Origin of the sequence: Paraburkholderia sp. GV068 (assembly GCF_003058125.1) — a bacterium.
In the GTDB taxonomy this organism is placed as follows: Bacteria; Pseudomonadota; Gammaproteobacteria; order Burkholderiales; family Burkholderiaceae; genus Paraburkholderia; species Paraburkholderia graminis.
Window position 1 is genome coordinate 155,920 of record NZ_QBUB01000013.1, and the last position, 18,063, is coordinate 173,982.

Genomic DNA, 18,063 nt, shown 5'->3' on the forward strand with positions numbered 1-18,063 from the left:
GTGCTGCTGCACCGGTTACATCAGCGAGTACTATGGAAAGCGGAACTGGCAAACGGTCGTCAGCGGGCAGGCGCGGTTCATGCGCGGCATTCCTGATGAATACGCTGGCGATTGCCGTTCGATGGGAGACGTCGATGACTACGATACTTAGATCACGAGTGACGATGGGACTGCTTGTCGCGAGCTGCATGGCCGCTACGGCCACTGCGCACGCGGACGACCGCCTCTTGAAGCTGCTGCAACTGCAAACCTTGAACCGCACGGCCCCGACTGCTGCGCCAAACAAAAAGAATAATGCCGCCGATAACAGCACGCGCAAGGACGAAGGAGCGGACGGCCGATCGTCCCAACCACAGCCCTACAATCGGGGCTCGCAGAGTGGCAGTACACCGCCCAGGCGACCGTAACGGCTGCTGCCGTTTTTACCGTCGCGGCACCAATGCTGGCAGGAGCGCCGCTTAACCCGCCGTGAGTGTGAGTTCAGCGGTGCTCCTGGCATAGTCATACTTATTGACGCTTCGAAGCCTCCTTCTTCAGCTTCTTCGCGTCTTTCTTTTCCTTCGGCGTTTTTGTAGCGACTTTCTTTTCCGTCTTTTTCGCGTCGTGGGCTTTGCTCATGATGACTTCCTTTTTTATGTAAGACTTTCACAGTGTTCGACTCGACGCGTGCAGATATGCAGGTATCTGTCGATTCACCAATTTAATTGCCACGCGCATTACCGGCGTGAGCCAGGATCAGTGCCTCGGGCCTTTCATTCCCTCCGCTTCCATAGCGGCATTGCGCTCCTCGCTTGCTTCAATCGGGTCCATTGTTTCGTCGGAAAAGGTTGTCGCGCGTTCGGCGGCGGATCTCACTTCGTCGACGGTCGCGCCGGCTTCTGTGTCTTCGTCTAACGGCGGCACAAGCATGTCTTTGAGTAGAAGCTCCAGCTCCGGCGTGTCCCACGGCTCGCCTCGCCGGCTTTTCGTCTTTATATAGTGCCTGACTTCCGCGTCCTGCTCGGGAGTCAATGGGAGACCGCGAAAGGTGCCTCGAGAGGTAGAGTCGTCCATTGCGCTGCTCCCGGAATTCAGTACCTCAAGTGTAGTCCTGTTGGCTTCGGAAATCGCGAACTATTGGTCGGGCGGAGCTACATCAGCACGATATCGTACTGTTCAGTTTTAGATGCGACCTGCGCATCTCCGCAATATCTCGGGCGATATGGCGAGCCCGATTCGGTCGCCGCGTTCGCGGCTCATCGAACCATCAACTACATTCATGCGCGCTCGCATTCGGCCTTGACGAAGTCGACGAACGCGCGCAGCGGCGCGGGCAGGTAGCGGCGTCCCGGATAGTAAAGATAGGGCCCGGGAAAGCGCAACCACCACGGCTCCAACACCGGTTCGAGGGCGCCGCTTTCAAAGTGCGGACGGAGCCAGTCGTCGAATAACTGCACGATGCCGTTGCCCGCGAGCGCGACGTCGACCGACAGTTCTGCGGAGCTCCCCGTGCGCACGATCAACGGCCCCTGCGGCTCGATCCGCACGGTTTTGCCGTCGCGTTCGAAGAGCCATTCGGCTATTGCGCCGCTTGAGAAGCGGTGCCGCAGACAGGCATGCCGCACAAGATCGTCGGGATGTTCGGGCCGTCCGTGCCGTGCCAGATACGCCGGTGAGGCGCCGAGCGCCATGCGCTGCTCGCGCGGGCCGATAGGCACCGCGATCATGTCCTGCTGGAGGCTTTCACCGTACCGGATGCCCGCGTCGCAGCCTGCGGACAACAGATCGACGAAGCTGTCGTCAGCGACGACTTCCAGTTCGATCTCCGGATACATCGACAGGAACGCCGGCAGTATCCGCGGCAGGATGAGCCGCGCGGCGACCACCGGCACGTTCAGCTTGAGCTTGCCGAACGGCTTGTCGCGGAATTGATTGACCACGTCGAGCGCCGCTTCCAGTCCGTCGAGTGCGGGCTTGAGCTGCGACAGCAGGCGCGTGCCCGCTTCAGTCGCAGCGACGCTGCGCGTCGTGCGATGCAGCAGCCGCACGCCGGTGCGCGTTTCGAGGCGGCGCACCGCTTCGCTGACGGCGGACGGACTGCTGCCGATTGCGCGCGCAGCGTCGCGGAAACCGCCAGCTTCTATCACGGCGACGAACGCCGTCAAATCCTTGATGTTCGGTGCAATGGTCATTGTTCGTCTATTCCGCACAGCCCGTGCGGTGTGCGCAGGCTTATCGTCCGGCATGCCGGTCATTACGATCGACGCATGTTCAATGGAGGAATCGCCATGCCAGCAAGTAAGATCGCAATCGTCACCGGCGGCAGCCGGGGCCTAGGCCGCAACACGGTGCTGAGGCTCGCGGAGCGCAGCATCGACACTGTCTTTACGTATCACGTGAATCGCGCGGCCGCCGACGAAGTGCTCGCCAAAGCCCGCGCCACGGGGAGCAGATCGGCGGCCTTGAAGCTCGATACCGGCGACGCCAGTGCGTTCGATGCATTCGTCACGACGCTGCGCGACACGCTGAGGGAATGGGGCGCCGACCGCTTCGACTACCTCGTCAACAATGCAGGGAACTCGCATCATAACCGCATCGAAAACACGACTGAAGCCGAGCTGGACGCACTCTACAACATCCACTTCAAGGGCGTGTTCTTTCTGACGCAGAAGCTGCTGCCGCTGATTCGCGATGGAGGCAGAATCGTCAACGTTTCGAGCGGACTCACGCGCATCATCGTACCGGAGAGCGGGCCCTACGGTTCGATGAAGGCCGCCGTCGAAACGCTGACCAGGTATCTGGCGAAGGAACTCGGGCCGCGCCGCATCGCGGTCAATGTGGTCGCGCCGGGCGCTGTCGAGACGGACTTCAGCGGCGGCATCGTGCGCGACAACCCGGAGATGAACCGGCGCATCGGGGAGATGACCGCGCTCGGCCGCCCCGGCGTGCCCGACGACATCGGCCCGATGATTGCCTCGCTTCTGTCGGAGGACAATCGCTGGATCAACGCTCAACGCATCGAGGTGTCAGGCGGGCTCGCGATCTGACGCTGCCATTCATTCACTCATTCATTCAGGCGACGGCGCGCACGCTCGATATGCGCGCCGCTTGCTGACCAGTCGCGAAACGGAACCAGTGCGGGAATCGACATGCCGCACAGGCTCCGCGTTTTACTGCAAAGGGTTTTTCAATCGCGCAATTTCACCGGCGCCATGCGTGGCATGAGCAGATGGATGATGCCGAGCGCGACCAGATAGGCCGATGCGCCAACCGCGAAGAGCGCCCAATACTGGCCGGTGCGCTGCAGCGTCTCGCCGATCACGCCCGAGTAGAAGAACGAGCCGACCATGCCCGCGACGCCGCCGATGCCGACCACCGTGCCCACCAGGCGGCGCGGGAACACATCACCTACCAGCGTGACGAGGTTCGCCGACCATCCCTGGTGCGCCGCGGCGGCCAGACCCACTGCGAAGACCGCGTACCAAAGGCTTTGGAAATGTGAGAGGGTGGCAATCGGCACGACGCACACCGCGCAGATTCCCATCGAGATCTTGCGCGCAAAGTTGGGCTTGTTATATCGCGCCATCAGGTGCGACGAGAGCCACCCGCCGGCCACGCTGCCGACCGACGCCATCGTGTAGATCGCGATCAGCGGCAAGCCCAGATTGCGGATGTCGATGTGCCTCGATTCATTGAGCCACTTGGGCAGCCAGAACAGATAAAACCACCACACGGGATCGGTCAGCAGCTTGCCGACGATAAAAGCCCACGTCTCCCGATACTTCAGCACGGAAAGCCAACTGACCGATTGTTCGACGGCTTCGTCGCGGTCCGAATTGATGTAATCGAGTTCGCTCTTCGACACCGACGGATGCTGCGCAGGCTGCCGGTACACGAACAGCCACACCGCGAGCCAGATGAAACCCGTGGCGCCGCCCGCGATGAAGGTCGCGCGCCAGCCCCACATTACCGCGGCGATCGGCACGAAAGCCGGCGCGACGATTCCGCCGATGGTGGCGCCCATGTTCCAGAGGCCCGTCGCCAACGCGCGCTCTTTCTTCGGAAACCACGTGGCCGTGGTGCGGATCGCGACCGGAAAGTTGGCCGCTTCGCCAAAACCGAGCAGACCTCGCACAGCCGCAAAGCCCGGTACGCTCGACGCCACCGCGTGCAGCATTGCGGCGAGACTCCACATTGCCATTGCGCTGCCGTACACGGCCTTCGTGCTGAAGCGGTCCGCGATCCGGCCAAAAATCGCGAGGCCGACCGCATAGGCGACAGTGAACACCATGACGGTCTGCGCATACTGAACCTGATTCCAGCCGATGTCCTTCTGCAGCAGCGGCGCGAGCAGGCCGAGCATCTGACGATCCATGTAGTTGATCGTCGTCGCAAAGAAGATCAGCGCGCAGATCGTCCATCTATAGCGGCCGACCGCGCTTTGCGCGCCGGCGGCTTGGGCTTCCATTATTTTCATTGTGTCTCCGGAGGTCTTGAGGATGGTTGCGCCGGCGCGCGGTCGGGAAAGCCGCATAACGCACGGTGCGAACGGTCCTTTAAAAGCGCGGGTTCTTGCCGCTAAAGGCCGGGTCGTACTTTCGCATCTGCGCCAGGTCGTCGCGATTGCGCACGCCGCACGACAGGTACTGCGCGTGCAACTCCGCGAGCCGCTCGCGGTCGAGTTCGACGCCAAGGCCCGGCGTGTCCGGTACGTGGACCGTGCCGTTATCGAACTTCACGCGGCCGCCCTTGATGACTTCTTCTTCCTGCCACGGATAGTGCGTATCGCACGCGTAGGTCAGGTTCGGGATGCTTGCGGCGACATGCGTCATCGCCATCAGGCTGATGCCGAGATGCGAGTTCGAGTGCATCGACATGCCGAGATCCCACAGCTTGCACATGCGCGCGAGCGTCTGTGTTGCGCGCAGCCCGCCCCAGTAGTGATGGTCCGACAGCAGCACCTTGACCGAGCCCATTTCGGCGCCGCGCCGGAAATCTTCCATGGTCGTGATCACCATGTTGGTCGCGAGCGGCAGGCGCGTGTGCCTGGCGAGTTCCGCCATGCCGGCGAGGCCGGGGCACGGATCTTCGTAATACTCGAGCAGGTCGTCGAGTTCAGGCGCGGCCGCGATGCTCGTTTCGAGCGTCCAGTTCGCATTCGGGTCGAGCCGCAGCGGCATGCCGGGGAACGCGTCGTGCAGCGCGCGCATGCATGCTATTTCGTGCTTCGGCTCGAATACGCCGCCCTTCAGCTTGATGCTCTGAAAACCGTACAGGCCGATCATGCGGCGCGCCTGCGCGACGATCTGCTCCGGGCTCAGGCCTTCGCCCCAGGCGTCGGGCGCATAGGGTTTATCGACGTGCTCCGCGTACTTGAAGAAGAGGTAGGCGCTGTACGGGACGGCATCGCGAACCTTGCCTCCCAGCAGATCCACGACCGGCGCGCCGACAATCTGCCCTTGCAGGTCGAGCATGGCGACTTCGAGCGCGCTGATTACTTTTGGCGCGTTTTTCGCCGAATGGGAGCCGGGCGCCAGTTCGAACTCAACCGCGCCGGGACTCGCCTTGATCGCGCCTCGCACGCGTTCTTCCAGGCGGTTCAGGTCGAACGGCGAGAGGCCAGTCACGAGCGCCCTGGCCTCTTCGAGCACGCGCAGCATGGGCTCGTCGCCGTAAGTTTCGGAGATGCCGACGCGGCCGTCGCTCGTTTCCAGTTCCAGAATGGCGCGCAACGCCCAAGGTTCGTGAATCCCGGCGGCGTTCAGCAGCGGGCCGTCGCGAAAGGCGATCGGAGTGATTCGAACCTGCGTGATGGTGATGTCGCGAGTCATGGCGTGAAGGTCTTCAATGAAGAAAGCGAACAAGGTGACGCGATGGTAAAGCACTAATGTATTAGTGCGTCAGTAGGGTAACTACTCAGGCGCGGCCGGCGCGGCAACGCGCCGAGGCCTTACTGGAAGGGGCGGGCGTCGGCTATAGTACTAATGTCTTAGCCAGTGTCCTTTGCCGGCTGCGCCCGCTTTCCCGCTTTTAGCGCTTCGGTTTGCCATGAAAAACAACGCCAGCTCTTCCGTGGTGACCCGGCTCGACCGGTCCCGCCATGCCGCGCCGCAAGTATTCGAACGACTGCGCGAAATGATCCTTTCACTCGAACTGACACCGGGCACGGTGCTCTCGCGCGCTGAGCTCGCAAACCGCTATGGTTTGAGCCAGACGCCGGTGCGCGACGCGCTGATGAAGCTCGGTGAAGAAGGCCTCGTCGACATCTTTCCCCAGCACGCGACCGTCGTCAGTCAGATCAACGTGAGCTCCGCGTTGCAGGCGCATTTCCTGCGCCGTTCGATAGAACTGGAAGTGGTGCGGACCCTCGCCGAGCAGCACGATGCCGCGCTTATCGCGGCGTTGCGCGCCACCATCGCGAGGCAAACCGAACTACTGGACCTGAACAACTACGAGCGGTTCGCGTTATTCGACCAGACGTTTCATCGTCAGATGTACGAGGCCGCGGGCGTGCCGCAGTTGTGGGACCTGGTGCGCAGGCTGAGCGGCCATATCGACCGGTTGCGTCGTTTGCATTTGCCCGTCGAGGGCAAGACGATGGCGGTGGTGCAGGAGCACACAGAAATTGTCGATGCTATCGAACGCGGCGACGCGACCGCGGCGCAGGCGGCGCTGCGCGGGCATCTGTCGGGAACCCTGCATCAGATCGAGCAGATTCGCACCAGTCATCCGGACTTTCTGACCGACGATTGAAACGCGGCACAGTGTGTCTGTGTGAAGGCTCGCGAGCGGGCAGCCTTGCTGGAACTGCTGCGCTGGCCGCAGTGCGCGCAGTTTTTCGATGTCTGCGCGGAACGCCTCGGCCGTAGGTGGAGCTACATCAGCACGATATCGTACTGCTCCTGACTCAGATTCGACTCCACCTGCAACGACACCGGCTTGCCGATAAAGTCGATCAGCATCGCCAGATGCTGCGACTCTTCCTCGAGGAAAAGATCGATCACCTGCTGCGACGCCACCACGCGAAACTCGCGCGGATTGAACTGCCGCGACTCGCGCAAAATCTCGCGCAGCACGTCGTAGCAGACCGTGCGCGGCGTCTTCACCTGGCCCTTGCCCTGGCAAACGGGGCAGGGTTCGCACAGCACATGCGCGAGCGACTCGCGTGTGCGCTTGCGCGTCATCTCAACGAGCCCAAGTTGCGAAAAACCGTTCACGGTCACGCGCGTACGGTCGCGCGACAACGCTCGCTTCAGCTCGCTCAGCACCTGGTCGCGATGCTCGACGTTTTCCATGTCGATGAAGTCGATGATGATCACGCCGCCCAGATTGCGCAGCCGCAATTGGCGCGCAATGGTATGCGCCGCTTCGAGGTTGGTCTTGAAGATCGTGTCGTCGAAATTGCGCGCGCCGACGTAGCCGCCCGTATTCACGTCGATGGTGGTCATCGCCTCGGTCTGGTCGATCACCAGGTAGCCGCCCGACTTCAGGTCGACACGGCGCGATAGCGCGCGCTGAATTTCCGCCTCGATGTTGTACAGATCGAAGAGCGGCCGCTCGCCCGTGTAGTGGTGCAGTTTCGAGGACACGGCAGGCGTGAATTCGGCAGCGAAATCGGCCAGCATCTGATACGTCTCGCGCGAATCGACCTGGATGCGCGACGTCTCGTCGTTGACGAAATCGCGCAGCACGCGTTGCGCGAGATTCAGATCCTGATAGAGCAAACTGGTCGGCGGCATGCGCTGACCTTGCGACAGAATCGTCGCCCACGTCTTGCGCAGATACGCGACGTCCGCGGCAAGCTCTTCGCTCGTCGCATCTTCGGCAATGGTGCGAACGATGTAGCCGCCTTTCTCATCGGCGGGCAGCACGGCGGTCAGACGCGCGCGCACCGCTTCGCGCTCGGCTTCGCTCTCGATCTTTTGCGAAATGCCGATATGCGGTTCCTGCGGCAGATACACGAGCGTGCGGCCGGCAATGCTCACTTGCGTGGAAAGCCGCGCGCCCTTCGTGCCGATCGGGTCCTTCACCACCTGGACCATCAGCGTCTGACCTTCGAACACGATCTTTTCGATCGGCTGGTGCGGCGTTTGATGTTGCGGCTCACCGGCAATGCGCGGATGCCATATATCCGCGACATGCAAAAACGCGGCACGTTCGAGACCGATGTCGATAAACGCCGATTGCATACCCGGCAACACGCGCACGACCTTGCCGAGATAGACGTTGCCGACGCGGCCCCGCGACAGCGTTCGTTCGACGTGAAGTTCCTGGACGGCGCCTTGCTGGACGAGCGCGACGCGCGTTTCCTGCGGCGTGACATTAATCAGGATTTCTTCATTCATGGTGTTGTTCTAGAAGTCGATGCGCGCTGCACGCAGAAGGGCAGCGGTTTCAAAAAGCGGCAAACCCATGATACCTGAATAGGACCCGTCGATATGCTCGATAAACTCCGCGGCGCGCCCTTGCACGCCATAGGCGCCCGCCTTGCCGAGCGGTTCGCCGCTCGCCACGTAGCGGCGAATCGCGTCCGCGTGCAGCGCAGCAAAGCGCACCTTCGACACGGACAGCGCGGCCGGCAACAACTCACCCTGTGCATCGACGACGGCAACCGCGGTCAGCACTTCGTGATCGCGGCCCGCGAGGCGCGTGAGCATCGCGGCGGCGTCGTCGGCGTCGAGCGGTTTGCCGAGAATCGCGTCGTCGATGGTGACCGTTGTATCCGCAACCAGAATCGGTCGCGCGGCATGAGCGCCGGCTACGAGACGCGCATGCGCGGCGCGCGCTTTAGCCACGCACACGCGCTGCACATAGTCGCGCGCACGCTCACCTGGCAGTTCGGCTTCGAGCGCTTCGGCATCTTCGTCGGGGCGCGGCAGCAGCAACTCGAAGCGCACGCCGATCTGTTGCAACAACTCCTGACGGCGCGGACTCTGCGACGCGAGATAGACGAAAGGATGCAGCGAGGCAGCGGACGTTGGCATAACGAGTCTCGTTGGAACGGATTAGCGGTAGCGCGATGATGTCGGGCGCGAAGTGCGGACAGGCGTTATCGCGCTGCGCTCGCGTGCAAAGGCGCGGGGACGGACGCCATTGAAGCAATGCGTCGCGTGCGCCGAGTGGTGATGCAATACGATGCGGCGCGGGACGTGGCGCGTCACCGTCCGCGTCTGCTCACACGCGATGATAGGGGTGATTTTGCGTGATGGTCCACGCGCGGTAAAGCTGTTCGGCGAGCAGCACGCGCACCATCGCGTGAGGCAGCGTGAGGCTCGACACGCGCAGCAGCAGGTCGGCGCGCGCCTTCAGTTCGGGGTCGAGTCCGTCAGCGCCGCCGATCAGAAACGCGACGTCGCGGCCGTCCTGCTGCCAGCCGGGCAGGGCGCCCGCAAGCTGCATGGTGGTCCAGTCCTTGCCGCGTTCGTCGAGCGCGACAATGCGCGCGTTCTTCGGCAGCGCGGCTTCGATCTTCACGCGCTCGGCGGCCATCACGCTTTCGGCCGAGCGCGCGGACGAACGCTGCTCCGGCTTGATCTCGCGCAGTTCGATGCGCAGCTCGGGCGGCATGCGTTTCGCGTATTCGTCGAAGCCCGTCGCGATCCAGTCCGGCATCTTGTGGCCGACGGCGAGAATGTGCAGTTTCATCGAGCTTTAGAGCGCTGCTCGCGGACGTCTACAGTGAACGGATCGAAGAGAACCGGGCAAAGCCCGCTCACTTGCGTCGCGTGGCGGTCTTGCGCGCGGGCTTTTTGACGGCCGGCGCTTCGTCGTCCTCGTCTTCTTCGTCGGGCTCGCTCGAACGCGCGCCGCCGAACGGATCAGGCGTCGACAGCTTCAGACGCACCGGCTTGTCGCCCCAGATTTCCTCGAGGTTGTAGTACTGGCGCAGCGCCGGTTGCAGGATGTGGACGATCGCGTCGCCGCAATCCACCAGCACCCATTCGCCGATGTCCTCGCCCTCGGTGCTGATGATGTCGCCGCCGGCTTCCTTCACGCCTTCGCGCACGCTCGAGGCGAGCGCCTTGGTTTGCCGGTTCGAGGTGCCACTCGCGACGATCACGCGATCGAACAGCGCGGTCAGGTGGCTGGTGTTGAACACCTTGATGTCTTGCGCCTTGACGTCTTCGAGAGCGTCGACGATCACGCGTTGCAGTTTGCGAATATCCATGAGGTTACCGGTGGTACAGATGATGTTGAAGAATGTAGTCCCACACCGCGGTGGGGACGTGGCTTGCGGCCTCGCCGTGCTGTTCGCCGCCTACATGGGCAAGCCGCTGGCTCACCTGTTCGCGCAGATGCGCGCGAATGTCGGTGGCCGAAACGTTGAACGCGAGCGTCGTGTCGATCAGCAAGTGGCCGCAAGGCGTGGCTTGCAGAACCTCGGCGCCGGCGCGGCGCGCGTCGATTTCCTGCGCGACGGCGGGCGGAATCGACGCGAGATCGAATCCGGGCCGCGTGGCCGCGCAGATGTGCGCGAAGTCGAACAGGCGCCGCCAGTCGCGCCATGTGTCGAGCTTCACCAGTTGATCCGCGCCGATCAGCAACGCAATGGACGTCTCGTTGCCTTCGCGTTCGCGCCAGTGTTGCAGCGTGTCGACGGTGTACGTCGGGCCTTCGTGCTCGATTTCGTCGGTGGCGACTCGCACCTCGACGCCGGGCAGCTTCAGTTCGCTTGCCGCCGCGCGCGTCATTGCAAGCCGATGCTCGGCGGGCGACACGTCCGCTTTCTGCCACGGCTGGCCGGCCGGCAGCAGCACGAGCTCGGTCAGGCGCAGCACGTGGGCGAAACGCCGCGCGAGCGCGAGGTGGCCGTCGTGGATCGGGTCGAAGGTGCCGCCGAGCAGACCGATCCGGCGAGGCAGCGCAACGGGATGAGCGTTCGGCTTCAGGTAAAGATCCTTTGTCGTGACGTGGCGGGCAGTGCGGGCTTCCGGAATTGCGGGGCGCTCACAGCACTCAAACCCACTCGCGCGGCACGAGAAAATCGCTATAAAGGCGCGCTTCCGGCGTGCCCGGCTCGGGCTGCCAGTTGTAGCGCCAGTTCACCACAGGCGGCATCGACATCAGAATCGATTCGGTGCGTCCGCCGCTCTGCAGCCCAAACAGTGTGCCACGGTCGAAGACCAGATTGAACTCGACGTAGCGTCCGCGCCGGTAAGCCTGGAAATCGCGCTCGGCCTGGCCGTACGGAATGTTGCGGCGCTTTTCGATGATCGGCAGGTAGGCTTTGAGGAATCCCTCACCCACGCTTCTCATCATCGCGAACGATTGATCGAAGCCCGGCGCCGAGTAATCGTCGAAAAAAATCCCGCCGATGCCGCGCGGCTCGTTCCTGTGCTTGAGGAAGAAATACTCGTCGCACCAGCGCTTGAAACTCGGATAGAGGTCGGCGCCATAAGGCTCGAGCGCATCGCGGCACACGCGATGAAAATGCCGCGCGTCGTCTTCGTAACCGTAGTACGGCGTCAGGTCCATGCCGCCGCCGAACCAGAACACCGGCTCTTCGCCGGGCTTGGTCGCGATCAGCAGGCGCACGTTCATATGCACGGTCGGGCAGTGCGGATTGTGCGGGTGCAGCACGAGCGACACGCCCATTGCCTCGAAGCCGCGCCCGGCCAGTTGCGGACGCGCCGCGCTCGCGGAGCCCGGCAACGCGTCGCCCGCGACGTCCGAAAAGCCGATGCCCGCGCGCTCGAAGAAGTCGCCGCCTTCGAGAATCCGCGTGCAGCCGCCGCCGCGCAGTTTTTCGCCGGGCGTGCGCTGCCATGCGTCGGTGGCGAAGGGCTTGCCGTCGAAGGCGCCCAGGGTGTCCGCAATCTGCGTTTGCAGGCCTTGCAGCCAGGTGCGCACGGCTTGTGCGTCGTAGCTCGAATCGGTCATCAATGCAGGTGCTGAAGGCGGCACGCCGGTGCCGCGGGTTCGTCGTGAAGCGCCGCGCTGGGTGGGGCGGAGGTTGCCGCAAAGGTGCGGCCGTTCAGTGCGGATTGCCGCCGCGCGGCAACGAGCCGCCGCCAACCCGCAGTGTAGCGCCGTTGGCGCGGCACACGGGCAGGGCGGCATGGCGGACTGGCGCTTCAGTGCTTGCCTTCGGTCCTGGCGTCGTGCTTGCGGTTCAATGCGCGATAGCCGATGTCGCGCCGGTACTGCATGCCGTCGAACGAAATCTGGTTGATCGTTTCGTACGCGACCGACTGCGCGCTGCGCACGGAATCGGCCAGACCCACCACGCACAGCACACGGCCGCCCGACGTGACCAGCTTGCCGTCCGCGTAAGTCGTGCCCGCATGGAAGGTGACCGAATCCGCCGTTTCGGCCGGAATGTCGTTGATGCGGTCGCCCTTGCGCGGCGTGTCCGGATAGTTGTACGCGGCGAGCACCACGCCGAGCGCGGTGCGGCGGTCCCACTCCAGTTCGACCGTATCGAGCGTGCCGGCAATCGCCTGCTCGACCACCTTCGAATAGTCGCCCTTCAGACGCGCCATGATCGGCTGCGTTTCCGGGTCGCCCATGCGGCAGTTGAACTCGAGCGTCTTCGGATTGCCTTGCGCGTCGATCATCAGACCGGCGTACAGGAAACCCGTGTAGCGGATGCCTTCCTTCTCCATGCCGCGCACTGTCGGCAGGATGATTTCGCGCATCACGCGCGCGTGCAGTTGCGGCGTGACGATAGGCGCGGGCGAGTACGCGCCCATGCCGCCGGTGTTCGGGCCCTGATCGCCGTCGAGCAAACGCTTGTGGTCCTGGCTCGACGCGAGCGGCAGCACATGCTTGCCGTCGACCATCACGATGAAGCTCGCTTCCTCGCCCGCCAGAAACTCTTCGATCACGACGCGCGCGCCGGCGTCGCCGAGCTTGTTGTCCGACAGCATCATGTCGACGGCGGCGTGCGCTTCTTCCAGCGTCTGCGCGACGACCACGCCCTTGCCGGCAGCCAGGCCATCGGCCTTGATGACGATCGGCGCGCCCTTCGCATCGAGATACGCGTGCGCGGCGGCGACATCGGCGAACGTTTCGTACTCGGCCGTCGGAATCGCGTGGCGTTTCATGAACGCCTTCGCAAAGTCTTTCGAGCTTTCGAGCTGCGCCGCTTCCTTCGTCGGTCCGAAAATCTTCAGACCGCGCGAGCGGAACAGATTGACGATGCCCGCGGCGAGCGGCGCTTCCGGCCCGACCAGCGTGAAGGCGATCTGTTCCTTCTCGACGAAATCGGCGAGCGCAGCCGGCTCGGTGATGTCGACGTTGCGCAGGCGCTCGTCCTGGGCGGTGCCGCCGTTGCCAGGAGCCACGTAGACGAGCTGGACCCGCGGCGATTGCGCGAGCTTCCATGCGAGCGCATGTTCGCGACCGCCGGAACCGACGACGAGTAACTTCATGTGAATCCCCGAGACTTAAAAACCAAAAACGGCGGCCGCCCTGTGCGGCGGCGAGCCGTGCAATAACAGTGAGTTCCGCCATGTTCGCAGCCGGTTGTGGCGGCGCAACGCATGGCGAACCCGGACGAGGGCAGCGCGACAGGACGCCTCAGCGCCGTCCCGGCCAGGCCCGTTCAGCAGCAACGTTGAAACCGGCCGGCGGCATGCGCACAAAGGCGGCTTGCCCGGCCAGCGGCTTCATTCGTCGGCGATCGCGGCGTTTGTATAGACTTCCTGCACGTCGTCCAGATTTTCCAGCGCGTCGAGCAGCTTCTGCATTTTCACGGCGTCGTCGCCGGTGAACTCGACTTCCGTCTGAGGTTTCATCGTGACCTCGGCCACTTCGGCCTTGAAGCCCGCGGCTTCGAGCGCGGTCTTCACCTTCGGGAAATCGTTCGGCGGGCAGAGCACTTCGATGCTGCCGTCCTCGTTCGTCACCACGTCGTCGGCGCCGGCTTCGAGCGCCGCTTCCATCAGCTTGTCTTCGGGCGTGCCGGGCGCAAACAGGAACTGGCCGACGTGGTCGAACATGAACGACACCGAGCCGTCAGTGCCCATGTTGCCGCCGTTCTTCGAGAACGCGTGACGCACTTCCGCGACCGTGCGCGTGCGGTTGTCGGTCATGGTGTCGACGATCACCGCCGCACCGCCGATGCCGTAGCCTTCGTAGCGGATTTCTTCGTAGTTCGCACCGTCGACGCCGCCCACGCCGCGCTGGATCGCGCGGTTGACGTTGTCTTTCGGCATGTTGGCGTCGTACGCCTTTTCGACGGCGAGCCGCAGACGCGGATTCGAGTCGATGTCGCCGCCGCCCATGCGCGCCGCGACCTGAATTTCCTTGATGAGCCGCGTCCAGACCTTGCCGCGCTTGGCATCGGCCGCTGCTTTCTTATGCTTGATGTTGGCCCATTTCGAATGACCCGCCATACCTTTCTCCGTCGCGCGCGCCAGCGGGGCGCGCAGTGTGCAATTGTCGTTGCGATTTTTCAGGCGCTCGTCAAGGCGCCTCGATGTCAAATTCGTGCCGGCCGTTCTGCCCGGCTGCGCGCCGCCGGTCCTGGCTGATTGCCTGCGCTGCATGGCGCACCGAAATGCCCGCCGCGCCTCGCGCTGCGCGCGAGGCCGCGCTTCGAGTGGATTCGAATTTTATCACGCCGCGGGGGTGCGGCAGCGGCCGCCGTCGCCCGGGATGGCCCGACATTGCAGGAAAAGTATGCGTGCGCGGCGCGAACCAGGCGCCGCGCACCGGCTTTTTCGACAACGTTCAGTTCTTCGTGCCGAACAGCCGGTCGCCCGCGTCGCCCAAGCCCGGCACGATGTACGCGTGCTCGTTCAGATGCGAATCGAGCGACGCGACGAAGAGCTTCACGTCCGGATGCGCGTCCTGGAACACCTGCACGCCCTCGGGCGCGGCGACGAGCGCGAGGAACAGGATGTTCTCGCCGGCCACGTTGCGGCGCTTGAGCACGTCGACCGCATGCACGGCGGAGTAGCCGGTCGCGACCATCGGATCGCACAGAATGAACACGCGGTCTTCGAGATCGGGCAGACGCACCAGATATTCGACCGGCCGATGGTCCTCGGCCCGATACACGCCGATGTGGCCCACACGCGCCGACGGCACCAGTTCGAGCAAACCGTCCGACATGCCGATGCCCGCGCGCAGCACCGGCACGATCGCGAGCTTCTTGCCGGCGATCACCGGCGCGTCGATCTCGACGAGCGGCGTGTTCAGGCGGCGCGTGGTCATCGGTAGATTGCGGGTGATTTCGTAGCCCATCAAAAGCGTGATCTCGCGCAGCAGCTCGCGGAACGTGCGCGTGGACGTGTCCCGGTCGCGCATGTGCGACAGCTTGTGCTGGATCAGCGGGTGATCGAGGATGAAAAGATTGGGGAAACGGCTGTCCTGAGTCATGGCGGGGGCACACGCGGCGGGTAAGAGATCGATTCGAGGCCGATTCGGAGATCGGTTCGGCGCTTCGCCCGGCCGGCAAACACAACTTGCGACGACCGGCGAACGCGCCACGGCGCAAGTTTACCGAAAGAGTGCCACCCGAAGATACCGAAGATTGCAGCGGGCCGGCGCAGCCTGGCACCGATTCTTCTAGAATCGGGGGAAACTTTGCAACCATCGGCAAGACGCCAGCGAGGAGAACGCACACATGGACATGGGAATCGCAGGACGCACGGCGCTGGTTTGCGCGGCGAGCAAGGGCCTGGGGCGCGGCTGCGCGGAAGCGCTCGCCGCCGAAGGCGTCAACCTGACGATCGTCGCGCGCACCGCCGAGACGCTCGAGGCGACGGCCGACGAGATTCGCCGGCAAAGCGGCGTGCAGGTGAACACGGTCGCGTGCGACATCACCACGCCCGAGGGCCGGGCCGCGGCGCTCGCCGCCTGTCCGCAGCCCGACATTCTCGTCAACAATGCGGGCGGCCCGCCGCCGGGCGACTTCCGCAACTTCACGCACGACGACTGGATTCGCGCGCTCGAAAGCAACATGTTGACGCCGATCGAACTGATCCGCGCGACCATCGACTCGATGAGCGCGCGCGGCTTCGGGCGCATCGTCAACATCACGAGTTCGGCGGTGAAGGCGCCTATCGACGTGCTGGGCCTCTCAAACGGCGCGCGTTCGGGCCTGACCGGTTTCGTCGCGGGCCTCGCGCGCAAGATGGCGCCGACCGGCGTCACGATCAACAACCTGCTGCCGGGCATGTTCGACACGGATCGCATCGCCGTCACGATGGCGGCGACCGCAAAATCGCAAAACATTTCCGTCGATCAGGCGCGCGAGCAGCGCATGAAAGCGATTCCCGCGGGCCGCTTCGGCACGCGCGACGAGTTCGGCCGCGCCTGCGCGTTTCTGTGCAGCGTGCATGCGGGCTACATCACGGGACAGAACTGGCTGATCGACGGCGGCGCGTATCCGGGCACTTTCTAGGCGCGTGCAGTCGTCTTCTTCGCAGCGCCTGCCCGACAAGCAGCCCAGCAGTCAGCAATTCAAGCAGCATCACAACAACGACAATCACAACGGTTTCAGGAGTCTTACGACATGACCACCCGCATTGCGCTGATCGCGCACGATCACAAGAAGGACGACATCGTCGCGCTGGCCGGCGAATACGTCGACACGCTGCGGCGCTGCGACATCATCGCGACCGGCACGACGGGCGGACGCATCAGCGACGCGCATGGGCTGCAGGTCGAGCGCATGCTGTCGGGCCCGCACGGCGGCGACTTGCAGATCGGTGCGCAACTCGCGGAAGGGCGCGTGGACATGGTGATCTTTCTGCGCGATCCGATGACGCCGCAACCGCACGAGCCGGACATCAACGCGCTCGTGCGGGCGTGCGACGTGCACAACATTCCGTGCGCGACGAACATTTCGACGGCGCGCATGGTGCTCGACGCGCTCACGCTGCGTATCACGCAGCAGGTTTGACGCCGCACGCGCGCGGCTGATCGGCAAACACTCATTGGCAACATTCAACGGCAACATAAATAGCCGGCATTCCATCAAGGAGACGTGAATGGTCAAGGCAATCCGATTCGATCAAACCGGCGGTCCCGAGGTCATGAAATGGGTCGACGTCGAAGTGGGCGACCCCGGCCCCGGCGAGATTCGCATTCGTCAAACGGCGGTCGGGCTCAACTATATCGACGTGTACTTCCGCACCGGCCTGTATCCGCTGCCGTTGCCGGGCGGCCTCGGCATGGAAGCCGCCGGCGAAGTGATCGCGCTCGGCTCGGGCGTGAGCGATCTGAAAACGGGCGACCGCGTCGCCTACGTGGCGAGGCCGCCCGGCGCATATGCGCAGGAGCGCGTGCTGCCGGCGGCGCAGGTCATCAAACTGCCGGATGCGGTCAGCGACGAACAGGCCGCCTCGGTGATGCTGCAAGGTCTCACCGCGCAATATCTGCTGCGGCGCACGTATCGGGTGAAGGCCGGCGACACGATCCTGATCCAGGCCGCGGCGGGCGGCGTCGGGCTCCTGGTGTGCCAGTGGGCGAAGGCGCTCGGCGCGACGGTGATCGGCACCGTCGGCTCGGACGAGAAAGCGGAGATCGCGAGAGCGCACGGCTGTGACCATGCGATTGTCTATACGCGCGAAAACTTCACGAAGCGCGTGCGCGAGATCACCAACGGCGCGGGCGTGCCGGTGGTGTACGACTCCATCGGTAAAGATACGTTTGCCGGCTCGCTCGATTGCCTCGCGCCGCTCGGCATGTTCGTGAGCTTCGGCAATGCGTCGGGGCCGTTGCCGCCGATCGACTCGTCGGAATTCGCCGGACGTGGCTCGCTGTTCTTCACGCGCCCGACGTTGTTCACGTATATGGGCAAACGCAGCGACTACGAAGCGATGGCCGCCGAACTCTTTGACGTGCTGGTCTCCGGCAAGGTGAAGACGAACATCAACCAGCGCTACGCGCTTGCCGACGTCGGTCAGGCGCATGCGGACCTCGAGGCGCGCAAGACCACGGGTTCGACGATACTGCTGCCGTAGTTTTAGTTTTCCCGAAGTTTCGCGTTTCACAGGAAGGGCCGCTCCATCTCGCGATGGAGCGGCCCTTTGCATTGCGAGTCTCTCCGTTTACGCGATTTTTATACGGCCTGTACAAGCTTTGATCGGGCCTTTACGCGCGCGCGCCTATCGTTGCGGCTATCCAAAG

General features: G+C 63.7%; 18 protein-coding genes. 5 read left to right on the forward strand and 13 right to left on the reverse strand.

What is annotated here, in order from left to right; all coding sequences use genetic code 11:
* Positions 1–735 precede the first annotated feature (735 nt).
* Both C8K18_RS24535 and C8K18_RS24545 read right to left on the reverse strand, forming a co-directional pair.
* Positions 736–1,053, reverse strand: a complete 318-nt coding sequence (locus C8K18_RS24535; RefSeq protein ID WP_006048264.1) for a hypothetical protein — start codon at positions 1,051–1,053, stop codon at positions 736–738.
* 203 nt (positions 1,054–1,256) lie between these two features.
* Entirely contained in the window at positions 1,257–2,171 is a 915-nt protein-coding gene (locus C8K18_RS24545; RefSeq protein WP_006048263.1) for a LysR family transcriptional regulator, read from the reverse strand.
* A gap of 96 nt (positions 2,172–2,267) precedes the next feature.
* On the opposite strand from C8K18_RS24545, the gene C8K18_RS24550 reads away from it, so the two are divergent.
* Positions 2,268–3,026 (forward strand): SDR family NAD(P)-dependent oxidoreductase, encoded by a 759-nt coding sequence (locus C8K18_RS24550; protein ID WP_107710163.1) that lies wholly within the window; start codon positions 2,268–2,270, stop codon positions 3,024–3,026.
* A 140-nt stretch (positions 3,027–3,166) separates the two neighbouring features.
* Here the strand turns inward: C8K18_RS24550 and C8K18_RS24555 are convergent, their stop codons facing one another.
* Together C8K18_RS24555 and C8K18_RS24560 are read right to left on the reverse strand one after the other, a co-directional pair.
* Entirely contained in the window at positions 3,167–4,456 is a 1,290-nt protein-coding gene (locus tag C8K18_RS24555; protein WP_006048260.1) for an MFS transporter, read from the reverse strand.
* A 79-nt stretch (positions 4,457–4,535) separates the two neighbouring features.
* Positions 4,536–5,810 (reverse strand): glucarate dehydratase family protein, encoded by a 1,275-nt coding sequence (locus C8K18_RS24560; RefSeq protein WP_107710307.1) that lies wholly within the window; start codon positions 5,808–5,810, stop codon positions 4,536–4,538.
* 217 nt (positions 5,811–6,027) lie between these two features.
* On the opposite strand from C8K18_RS24560, the gene C8K18_RS24565 reads away from it, so the two are divergent.
* On the forward strand, positions 6,028–6,732 hold the full coding sequence (locus C8K18_RS24565) for a GntR family transcriptional regulator (protein ID WP_006048258.1): 705 nt from the start codon (positions 6,028–6,030) through the stop codon (positions 6,730–6,732).
* A gap of 122 nt (positions 6,733–6,854) precedes the next feature.
* On the opposite strand, the gene rng is transcribed toward C8K18_RS24565, so the two are convergent.
* The 9 genes from rng to upp form a co-directional block, all read right to left on the reverse strand.
* Positions 6,855–8,324 carry a ribonuclease G gene (rng, locus tag C8K18_RS24570; RefSeq protein WP_029969842.1) on the reverse strand — a complete coding sequence of 490 codons (1,470 nt, stop codon included), beginning with the start codon at positions 8,322–8,324 and terminating at the stop codon, positions 6,855–6,857.
* Between the two features lie 9 nt (positions 8,325–8,333).
* Positions 8,334–8,963 (reverse strand): nucleoside triphosphate pyrophosphatase, encoded by a 630-nt coding sequence (locus C8K18_RS24575; RefSeq protein WP_029969840.1) that lies wholly within the window; start codon positions 8,961–8,963, stop codon positions 8,334–8,336.
* A 190-nt stretch (positions 8,964–9,153) separates the two neighbouring features.
* The gene (rlmH, locus tag C8K18_RS24580) at positions 9,154–9,624 is read right to left on the reverse strand and encodes a 23S rRNA (pseudouridine(1915)-N(3))-methyltransferase RlmH (RefSeq protein WP_006048255.1); all 471 of its coding nucleotides are present in this window, start codon (positions 9,622–9,624) and stop codon (positions 9,154–9,156) included.
* 67 nt (positions 9,625–9,691) lie between these two features.
* The gene (rsfS, locus tag C8K18_RS24585) at positions 9,692–10,147 is read right to left on the reverse strand and encodes a ribosome silencing factor (protein WP_006048254.1); all 456 of its coding nucleotides are present in this window, start codon (positions 10,145–10,147) and stop codon (positions 9,692–9,694) included.
* 4 nt (positions 10,148–10,151) lie between these two features.
* The gene (locus C8K18_RS24590) at positions 10,152–10,868 is read right to left on the reverse strand and encodes a nicotinate-nucleotide adenylyltransferase (protein ID WP_107710161.1); all 717 of its coding nucleotides are present in this window, start codon (positions 10,866–10,868) and stop codon (positions 10,152–10,154) included.
* 67 nt (positions 10,869–10,935) lie between these two features.
* Positions 10,936–11,859: an oxygen-dependent coproporphyrinogen oxidase gene (gene hemF / locus C8K18_RS24595; protein ID WP_107710159.1), complete on the reverse strand. Its 924-nt coding sequence runs from the start codon at positions 11,857–11,859 to the stop codon at positions 10,936–10,938.
* Positions 11,860–12,053: 194 nt separating this feature from the next.
* Positions 12,054–13,352, reverse strand: coding sequence for a phosphoribosylamine--glycine ligase (gene purD, locus C8K18_RS24600; RefSeq protein ID WP_006048251.1), 1,299 nt, complete (start codon positions 13,350–13,352; stop codon positions 12,054–12,056).
* 237 nt (positions 13,353–13,589) lie between these two features.
* Positions 13,590–14,318: a YebC/PmpR family DNA-binding transcriptional regulator gene (locus tag C8K18_RS24605; RefSeq protein WP_027776629.1), complete on the reverse strand. Its 729-nt coding sequence runs from the start codon at positions 14,316–14,318 to the stop codon at positions 13,590–13,592.
* A gap of 337 nt (positions 14,319–14,655) precedes the next feature.
* Positions 14,656–15,306, reverse strand: coding sequence for a uracil phosphoribosyltransferase (gene upp, locus C8K18_RS24615; protein ID WP_006048249.1), 651 nt, complete (start codon positions 15,304–15,306; stop codon positions 14,656–14,658).
* A gap of 247 nt (positions 15,307–15,553) precedes the next feature.
* Here upp and C8K18_RS24620 point away from each other — a divergent pair, with 247 nt between their 5' ends.
* The 3 genes from C8K18_RS24620 (at position 15,554) to C8K18_RS24630 (ending at position 17,897) form a co-directional block, all read left to right on the forward strand.
* Positions 15,554–16,333: an SDR family oxidoreductase gene (locus tag C8K18_RS24620; protein WP_006048248.1), complete on the forward strand. Its 780-nt coding sequence runs from the start codon at positions 15,554–15,556 to the stop codon at positions 16,331–16,333.
* A 111-nt stretch (positions 16,334–16,444) separates the two neighbouring features.
* Positions 16,445–16,834 (forward strand): methylglyoxal synthase, encoded by a 390-nt coding sequence (locus C8K18_RS24625; protein ID WP_006048247.1) that lies wholly within the window; start codon positions 16,445–16,447, stop codon positions 16,832–16,834.
* Between the two features lie 88 nt (positions 16,835–16,922).
* The gene (locus C8K18_RS24630; protein WP_029969831.1) at positions 16,923–17,897 is read left to right on the forward strand and encodes a quinone oxidoreductase; all 975 of its coding nucleotides are present in this window, start codon (positions 16,923–16,925) and stop codon (positions 17,895–17,897) included.
* The last annotated feature ends 166 nt before the right edge of the window (positions 17,898–18,063 follow it).

Bases quoted from the DNA above. Each gene is read 5' to 3' on its own strand.
- C8K18_RS24535 (WP_006048264.1), bottom strand. From the start codon at position 1,053: ATGGACGACTCTACCTCTCGAGGCACCTTTCGCGGTCTCCCATTGACT.
- C8K18_RS24545 (WP_006048263.1), bottom strand. From the start codon at position 2,171: ATGACCATTGCACCGAACATCAAGGATTTGACGGCGTTCGTCGCCGTG.
- C8K18_RS24550 (WP_107710163.1), top strand. From the start codon at position 2,268: ATGCCAGCAAGTAAGATCGCAATCGTCACCGGCGGCAGCCGGGGCCTA.
- C8K18_RS24555 (WP_006048260.1), bottom strand. From the start codon at position 4,456: ATGAAAATAATGGAAGCCCAAGCCGCCGGCGCGCAAAGCGCGGTCGGC.
- C8K18_RS24560 (WP_107710307.1), bottom strand. From the start codon at position 5,810: ATGACTCGCGACATCACCATCACGCAGGTTCGAATCACTCCGATCGCC.
- C8K18_RS24565 (WP_006048258.1), top strand. From the start codon at position 6,028: ATGAAAAACAACGCCAGCTCTTCCGTGGTGACCCGGCTCGACCGGTCC.
- rng (WP_029969842.1), bottom strand. From the start codon at position 8,324: ATGAATGAAGAAATCCTGATTAATGTCACGCCGCAGGAAACGCGCGTC.
- C8K18_RS24575 (WP_029969840.1), bottom strand. From the start codon at position 8,963: ATGCCAACGTCCGCTGCCTCGCTGCATCCTTTCGTCTATCTCGCGTCG.
- rlmH (WP_006048255.1), bottom strand. From the start codon at position 9,624: ATGAAACTGCACATTCTCGCCGTCGGCCACAAGATGCCGGACTGGATC.
- rsfS (WP_006048254.1), bottom strand. From the start codon at position 10,147: ATGGATATTCGCAAACTGCAACGCGTGATCGTCGACGCTCTCGAAGAC.
- hemF (WP_107710159.1), bottom strand. From the start codon at position 11,859: ATGACCGATTCGAGCTACGACGCACAAGCCGTGCGCACCTGGCTGCAA.
- purD (WP_006048251.1), bottom strand. From the start codon at position 13,352: ATGAAGTTACTCGTCGTCGGTTCCGGCGGTCGCGAACATGCGCTCGCA.
- C8K18_RS24605 (WP_027776629.1), bottom strand. From the start codon at position 14,318: ATGGCGGGTCATTCGAAATGGGCCAACATCAAGCATAAGAAAGCAGCG.
- upp (WP_006048249.1), bottom strand. From the start codon at position 15,306: ATGACTCAGGACAGCCGTTTCCCCAATCTTTTCATCCTCGATCACCCG.
- C8K18_RS24620 (WP_006048248.1), top strand. From the start codon at position 15,554: ATGGACATGGGAATCGCAGGACGCACGGCGCTGGTTTGCGCGGCGAGC.
- C8K18_RS24625 (WP_006048247.1), top strand. From the start codon at position 16,445: ATGACCACCCGCATTGCGCTGATCGCGCACGATCACAAGAAGGACGAC.
- C8K18_RS24630 (WP_029969831.1), top strand. From the start codon at position 16,923: ATGGTCAAGGCAATCCGATTCGATCAAACCGGCGGTCCCGAGGTCATG.